Below are 2,461 nucleotides of genomic sequence, written 5' to 3'. Positions count from 1 at the left end.
GTAAGCGTCCTCCCAGCACCGTCTGTACCTAGCCAACTCGCTCTGCGAAAGTAGTTCCCGTTACTTTTTGATGGGAACTACTGTGGACACTGTTGGCCAGACGAGCAATCGCAAGGGACGTCCCAATTATCCGACCGAGTTCAAGCACCGCCTGGCCACGACAGCGTGTGAACCAGGTGTGTCGGTGTCGAAGCTGGCGCAGCAACATGGGATCAACACGAACATGCTGTTCAAATGGCGGCGCGACCTGCGTGCTGGCCTGCTGACAGAGTCGAAATCGCAGTCGGCGCATCTGCTGCCCGTCGTGGTGCAGCGCGCCCAGGCACTGCAGGCACATCCAAGCGTCACATCGTCAGCAGGCATTATTGAGATCGTCATCGCCGACGCAGTTGTCCGCGTCGGTGCCGGCACCGATGCCGTGTTGCTCCAGTTGGTACTTCACAGTCTGCGCACATGATCGGCCTGCCTGCAGGCACGAGGATCTGGCTTGCCGCTGGCGTCACCGACATGCGTGCCGGGATGAACGGCCTGGCGGCCAAAGTCGAAACCGCGTTGGCTGAAGACCCGTACTGCGGCCATGTGTTCGTGTTCCGCGGTCGGCGCGGCGACATGCTCAAGGTCTTGTGGTGGTCCGGCGATGGCCTGTGTCTTCTGGCAAAGCGGCTTGAACGCGGCCGCTTCGTCTGGCCGCAGGCAAACAGCGGCAGCGTCTCGCTGACGCAGGCGCAGCTTTCGATGCTGCTCGAGGGGATCGACTGGCGCCGGCCTGAACGCACCTGGCGACCGACGTCAGCCTTGTAAACGTCCGCTGCCTCGCGTAAACTCAGCCCATGCTGACCGCCGCCGACCTCCCCAACGATATCGATGCCCTAAAGGCATTGCTGTTGGCGCGCGACGAGCAGATCGTGGGACTGCAGGCACAGCTGAACACGCGCGCCGCCGAGATCGAGCATCTGAAATTATGGATCGCAAAGCTGCGGCGCATGCAGTTCGGCCGCAAGTCCGAGAAGCTCGACCACCAGATCGAACAGCTTGAATTGCAGTTGGAGGATTTGCAGGCCGACGATGCCGAGGCCGAACGGGAAATGCCACCTGCCGATCGCGCGCCGCGTCAGCGCGCACCGCGCAAGCCACTGCCCGAGCATCTTCCGCGCGATGAAAAAGTGTATCTGCCTGCGGCGACAGATTGCCCAACCTGTGGCGGGAACTTGAAACAGCTCGGTGAAGATGTGTCCGAGCAGCTGGAGTTCGTGCCCGCCAGCTTCCGCGTGATCCGCCATGTGCGCCCTAAATTGGCCTGCGGCTGCTGCGATGCAATCGTCCAGGCGCCAGCGCCAAGCCGCCCGATCGAGCGCGGTATCGCCGGCCCTGGCTTGCTGGCCCATGTGCTGGTCGCCAAGTTCGCCGACCACCTGCCGCTGTATCGCCAGTCGGTGATTTATGCGCGCGAAGGCCTCGATCTGGACCGGGCACTGCTGGCCAACTGGGTGGGTGCCGCCAGCGCGCTGCTGCGCCCCCTGGTCGACGCGATCCGCAAGCATGTGCTGGCAGCGGCCAAACTGCACGCTGATGACACGCCAGTGCCGGTGCTCGCGCCGGGCAATGGGAAAACCAAAACTGGGCGACTCTGGACCTATGTGCGAGACGACCGGCCGGCCGGCGATTTGACCCCGCCGGCGGTCTGGTTCGCCTACTCGCCAGACCGCAAGGGTATCCATCCGCAAACGCACCTGGCCAAGTTTGAGGGCGTGCTGCAAGCTGACGCTTACGCCGGCTTCAACGCCCTGTACGAAGGTGGCGTAATCGATGAAGCGGCATGTTGGGCGCACGCGCGCCGCAAGTTCCACGACCTGCACGTGGCGCGGCCCTCGCCGCTGACGACAGAAGCGCTGCGCCGCATCGCCGAACTGTATCTGATCGAGGCCGATATCCGCGGCAAACCACCCGACGAGCGCCTGTCAGTGCGACAGGCGCGCGCGCGACCATTGCTTGACGACCTGGAGCAGTGGCTGCGCGCCGCGCTTGAAAAGCTCTCGCGCAAATCCGACACGTCGGCGGCCATCCTGTACGCCCTAAACCTGTGGCCGGCACTGCTGCACTACTGCGACAACGGCGTCATCGAGATCGACAACTCAGCAGCCGAGCGGGCGCTACGTGGCATCGCCATCGGCCGGCGCAATTACCTGTTCGCTGGCGCCGACAGCGGCGGCGAACGTGCGGCCGCCATCTACTCGTTGATCGGCACGGCCAAGCTGAACGGGGTCGACCCCGAAGCCTGGTTGCGTCATGTGCTGACGCAGATCGCCGACCATCCCGTCAACCGCGTTGACGAACTATTGCCCTGGAATTGCCCCCAGCAGATCAAGCCTACTTGAACAACACTCCGCTTCCCAGCGGTGTGATGCCATCATCAATTAAATCGACACGCTGCTCAAGACGGTGGTGGGACGACGCTTACCTT

The 2,461-nt window shown here is 63.3% G+C and carries 3 protein-coding genes; all 3 read left to right on the top strand.

All coding sequences use genetic code 11. The features are described from left to right. Positions 1 to 82: 82 nt before the first annotated feature. From tnpA to tnpC, 3 genes are read left to right on the top strand one after another with little or no spacing between them, the layout of a single operon-like run. The gene (gene tnpA, locus J3U95_RS28090) at positions 83 to 457 is read left to right on the top strand and encodes an IS66-like element accessory protein TnpA (RefSeq protein ID WP_370662117.1); all 375 of its coding nucleotides are present in this window, start codon (positions 83 to 85) and stop codon (positions 455 to 457) included. Further along, entirely contained in the window at positions 454 to 801 is a 348-nt protein-coding gene (tnpB, locus tag J3U95_RS28085) for an IS66 family insertion sequence element accessory protein TnpB (RefSeq protein ID WP_208281753.1), read from the top strand. The genes tnpA and tnpB overlap by 4 nt, the downstream gene beginning before the upstream one ends. A gap of 29 nt (positions 802 to 830) precedes the next feature. Continuing rightward, positions 831 to 2,375: an IS66 family transposase gene (gene tnpC / locus J3U95_RS28080; protein ID WP_208281752.1), complete on the top strand. Its 1,545-nt coding sequence runs from the start codon at positions 831 to 833 to the stop codon at positions 2,373 to 2,375. Positions 2,376 to 2,461 lie beyond the last annotated feature (86 nt).

Source organism: Massilia oculi (assembly GCF_017582745.1).
Taxonomy (GTDB): Bacteria; Pseudomonadota; Gammaproteobacteria; order Burkholderiales; family Burkholderiaceae_D; genus Telluria; species Telluria oculi_A.
The sequence above is the reverse complement of the archived record's forward strand: the minus strand, read 5'-3'. Positions and strand labels throughout refer to the sequence as shown.